Here is a 4,742-nt window from a genome sequence, read left to right as displayed (position 1 = left end):
GGCTCACCAGCGGAGGATAGGAAGTTGGCCGCCCGTGCCAGGGCGTCGCTCCTCCGGGGTTGTCGCAGAGCAAGCCTCAAACACCGCGCGCGGAACGCCGACGCAATCGGCGGTCCGTGGTGACTATCGCTCATGCGCTTTCACACATCGCGCATGAGGCCATGGGCTGGCTGAAAGCCCGGCGTTCCGCGCGCCCTTGGGTCTTCCAGGGGAAGGAATGCGAGATGGAATAACGGGCGCGCCCGCGCCGGCTAAAAAATAGGGACGGCGGAGCTTTGTCTGTGGTCATGCGCGGACTTGACCGGCGCATCCATCAAGCAAAAAAGCACGCAGCCAGTGAACACTTGGATGGCCGGGCCGACCCCGGCCGTGACCGTGCGGGAGGAATCACAATGGCCACCTATGTACTCGTCCACGGCGCCTGGGGCGGCGGCTGGAAATATGCGCGCGTAGCCGAGCGTTTGCGCCGGCGCGGTCACATCGTGTTCACGCCGACGCTGACCGGTGCGGGTGAGCGGTCGCATCTTCTGTCGGGCACGATCACGCTTTCGACCCACGTCACCGACGTCTGCAACGTGATCCGCTACGAGGATCTGTCGGACGTGGTGCTGGCTGGTCATTCCTACGGCGGCATGGTGATCACCGCGGTGGCTGATCGGATGCCGGAGAAGATCGCGGCGCTGGTCTATGTCGATGCCTTCGTTCCGCAGGACGGACAGTCGCTGTTCGACATCAACATTCCCGCAAACACGCAGATGTTTCTTGCGCGCGCTGGCGAGAATGGTGGCCTCTTCATTCCGCCGCCGCCGGCCAAGGCCTATTTCGGCGTCAACGATTCCGACGCCGCGCGGGTCGATGCGCTCGCGGCGCCGCAGCCGATCGGCACCATGACCGAGAAGATCAGGCTCACCGGCGCGTACCGCAGCGTGAAGACGAACGTCTATGTCCACGGCGCCGTGTTGCCGCGCGAAAGTCCGTTCAAGCGTTTCTACGACGCGGCGAAGCAGGCCGGCTGGGATGCGCATGCGCTGCCATGCGGGCACGACATCATGCTCGACCGGCCGGACGATCTGACGGACATCCTGGACAGGACCGGCCGGTGAAACAGGCTGCCGGCTTGCGAAAACGAAATGGCCGGGCAGGAGCCCGGCCATCCGTCGTCTGTTCAGATCGATCTTGTTATCGCTGGCGCGGATCGGGTCCGCGTTCGACGCCCCGGAAATTCGGTCGGCGACGCGCCTTAGCGCGTCACCACAACGCGCGTGCCGTAACCGACGCGGTTGTAGAGATCGAGAATATCGGAATTGTGCATGCGGATGCAGCCATACGACACGAAGCCGCCGATCGAGCCCGGCACGTTGGTGCCGTGGATGGCGTATTCGCCGCCGGACAATGTCAGCGCTGCCGCGCCCATCGGGTTCGCAGGCGACCCGCCGGGGATGACGTTTGGCAGCCGCGGATTGTCGCGCTTGACTTCCTGCGGCGGCGCCCAGGCCGGCCGGATCCGCTTGCCATCGATGTAGCGCGTGCCGAACCAGGACTTTCCGGCGCGGCCGACGCCGACCGGATAGGCGATCGCCTTGCCTCCACCCATGACGTAATAGAGCCGGCGCTGGCTGTACTTCACCACCACTGTGCCCGGCATGTAGTCTTCGCGGAAGGACACGGCCTGCCGCGCTTCCGCCGGACTTGCGGCGACGAAGCAGGGAGCAACCACCGAAAGGACAAGTGAAAAGGCAAGCGGTAAGCGCATGATGTTATTCCCGGATTCTGCCTTGGCCAATGCGGCGCGAAATTTGGGCCGGAAAATAGCGTAATCGCGGCAGCGGCAAAAGCGCGTCCGGGCAACAAAGGCACAGTGTTGAAATTCGGCAACGCGTCCGTTGCCGAATCTCATCCGGCAGAGGCGTTTACGCGGTGGCGCGGTTCTGCCGGTTGTTGACGAGGTCGTCGACCACGGCCGGATCCGCCAATGTGGTGGTGTCGCCGAGGTTGCTGAAATCGTCCTCGGCGATCTTGCGCAGGATGCGGCGCATGATCTTGCCGGACCGGGTCTTCGGCAGGCCCGGCGCGAATTGCAGGAGGTCGGGCGCTGCGATCGCGCCGATCTCCTTGCGCACCCAGCCGACCAGTTCCTTCTTCAGGTCTTCGCTCGGCGTCTCGCCCGCCATCAGGGTCACATAGGCGTAAATGCCCTGTCCCTTGATCGGATGCGGATAGCCGACCACGGCGGCCTCCGACACTTTGGGGTGCGCCACCAGGGCCGATTCGACCTCCGCGGTGCCCATCCGGTGGCCGGAGACATTGATTACGTCGTCGACGCGGCCGGTAATCCAGTAATAGCCATCCTCGTCCCTGCGGCAGCCGTCGCCGGTGAAATACTTGCCGGGATAGGTCTTGAAGTAGGTGTCGACGAAGCGCTGGTGGTCGCCATAGACGGTGCGCATCTGTCCGGGCCAGGAATCGGCGATGCAGAGATTGCCGGTGGTGGCCCCGGTCAGCACCTTGCCCTCGGCGTCGACGATCTCAGGCTTGATGCCGAAGAACGGCAGCGTCGCCGAGCCCGGCTTCTGCGCGATGGCGCCCGGCAGCGGCGTGATCAGGATGCCGCCGGTCTCGGTCTGCCACCAGGTATCGACGATTGGGCAGCGGCTGTCGCCGACCACGCGGTAATACCATTCCCAGGCTTCCGGATTGATCGGTTCGCCGACCGAGCCGAGGAGACGGAGCGAGGCGCGGGAGGTTTTCTTCACCGGTTCGTCGCCGGCTTGCATCAGCGCACGGATCGCGGTCGGCGCGGTGTAGAAGATGTTCACTTTGTGCTTGTCGATGACTTCCCAGAACCGCGAATTGGTCGGGTAGTTCGGCACGCCCTCGAACATCAGCGTGATCGCGCCGTTCTGCAGCGGGCCATAGACGAGGTAGCTGTGGCCGGTGACCCAGCCGACATCGGCGGTGCACCAGTAGACGTCGCCGTCGTGATAGTCGAACACATACTGGTGCGTCATCGACGTATAGACGGCGTAACCGCCGGTGGTATGCAGCACGCCTTTCGGCTTTCCGGTCGAGCCCGAGGTGTAGAGGATGAACAGCGGATCCTCCGCATTCATCTCCTCGCAGGGGCAGTCGGCCGGAACGGTCTTCGCGATTTCGTCGTAATAGATGTCGCGGCCGGCCTTCATGTTGACCGGCGCTCCGGTGTGCTTGACCACGATCACCGAGGTCACGCCACCGGCCTTGTCACAGGCGGCGTCGATATTGTCCTTCAGCGGGATCTTCCGGCCGCCGCGCAAGCCTTCGTCGGCGGTCACGATGACGGTCGATTTGCAGTCGTCGATGCGGCCGGCAATGGAATCCGGCGAGAAGCCGCCGAACACAACCGAGTGGACCGCACCGATGCGCGCGCAGGCCAGCATCGCGTAAGCCGCTTCCACGATCATCGGCAGATAAATGGTGACGCGGTCGCCCTTCTTGACGCCCTGGGCCTTCAGGACATTCGCGAATTTGCAAACTTCGGCATGAAGCTGCTTGTAGGTGACGGTCTTGGAATCCTTCGGGTCGTCGCCTTCCCAGATGATCGCGGTCTGGTTGCCGCGCTTCGCCAGATGCCGGTCGACGCAATTATAGGCGAGATTGAGCGTGCCGTCCTCGAACCATTTGATCGAGACATTGTTCGGATCGTACGAGGTGTTCTTCACCTTGGTGAAGGGCTTGATCCAGTCGACACGCTTGGCTTGCTCGGCCCAGAACTTGTTCGGGTCGGCGATCGAGTCCGCGTACATCTGCTTGTATTTCGCGTGATCGATGAACGCCCGCTTCTGCCAATCGGCCGTGACCTCGTAAATCTTGTCCGACATAGAATCCCTCCCGGCGACGCCGCAGGTTCAAATGCGTTTTCCCCTGCGTCCGTCTTGATTTGCCGCAATTATGCGACAGGCGTTCCGGGAGCGACAAGGGCTCCCGATGTCCCACTTTCGTCAGAGCCCGGCAATAGCCGATCCGATGTCCGCCGAGCGGCCGTGTGTGCCTCGCACAGGAACACTTTGCCGCTGCCGCCGTTGTAGGACACTGTGAGTGACAGCCATACAAAGATACTCGTATCGCCCTCCATCGTGCCGGCTGCGCCGGCCACAATTCGCTGGTCGAAATCCACGGTCTCGCTGGCGCGGCGGCTGAAGCTCACGCTGGTACGGGTCGACGATCTCGTCTGGAGCCGTCGGCGGCGTGGCGCGGCCTTTCACTACATCAACGAACGGGGCCGTCCGCTGCGGCGCAAAGACATCGTGGCGCGGCTGGCGTCGCTGGCGGTCCCGCCGGCCTACGACGAGGTGCGTTACGCGCCCGATCCCTCGGCCCATCTTCAGGCCGTCGGCCGCGATGCCGCCGGTCGCCTGCAATATCGCTATCACCCCGACTGGGAAAAGTTGCGCGAACTGCGCAAGGCGCGCCGACTGGCGCGGATGGTCGATGCTCTGCCGAAGGTGCGCCGGAAGGTCGCAAAAATCCTGGCTGGCGATAGTCCCACCCGGGATTTTGCACTTGCAGCTGTTATCGAACTGGTAGCGCGCACCGCAATCCGGCCGGGCAACGAGTCATATACCCGTGTCCATGGCACGCGCGGTGCGACGACCTTGCTGAAATCGAATGTGTCGATCGAAGATCGATGTATTGTGCTGTCGTTCCGCGCCAAGGGTGGCAAGCAGGTCCAGAAGGAATGCGACGCCGAACGGCTGGTGCATGCG

The 4,742-nt window shown here is 63.3% G+C and carries 3 protein-coding genes and 1 pseudogene; 2 read left to right on the top strand and 2 right to left on the bottom strand.

Translation table 11 applies throughout. The annotated features are described in order from the left end of the window. The first annotated feature begins 392 nt into the window (after positions 1 to 392). The gene (locus tag VN004_RS02235) at positions 393 to 1,103 is read left to right on the top strand and encodes an alpha/beta hydrolase (RefSeq protein ID WP_325606595.1); all 711 of its coding nucleotides are present in this window, start codon (positions 393 to 395) and stop codon (positions 1,101 to 1,103) included. Between the two features lie 137 nt (positions 1,104 to 1,240). Here the strand turns inward: VN004_RS02235 and VN004_RS02230 are convergent, their stop codons facing one another. Continuing rightward, positions 1,241 to 1,753, bottom strand: coding sequence for a L,D-transpeptidase (locus VN004_RS02230; protein WP_325606593.1), 513 nt, complete (start codon positions 1,751 to 1,753; stop codon positions 1,241 to 1,243). Positions 1,754 to 1,910: 157 nt separating this feature from the next. Continuing rightward, complete coding sequence (gene acs / locus VN004_RS02225; RefSeq protein WP_325606591.1) at positions 1,911 to 3,857, bottom strand: acetate--CoA ligase; 1,947 nt, start codon at positions 3,855 to 3,857, stop codon at positions 1,911 to 1,913. 252 nt (positions 3,858 to 4,109) lie between these two features. On the opposite strand from acs, the pseudogene VN004_RS02220 reads away from it, so the two are divergent. Further along, positions 4,110 to 4,742 (top strand): annotated as a pseudogene (locus VN004_RS02220) (DNA topoisomerase IB); the annotation flags it as partial.

It is taken from the genome of Pseudorhodoplanes sp. (assembly GCF_035565855.1).
Taxonomy (GTDB): Bacteria; Pseudomonadota; Alphaproteobacteria; order Rhizobiales; family Xanthobacteraceae; genus Pseudorhodoplanes.
Note: the sequence above shows the minus strand (reverse complement) of the source record. Positions and strands in the feature narration are given on the sequence as shown.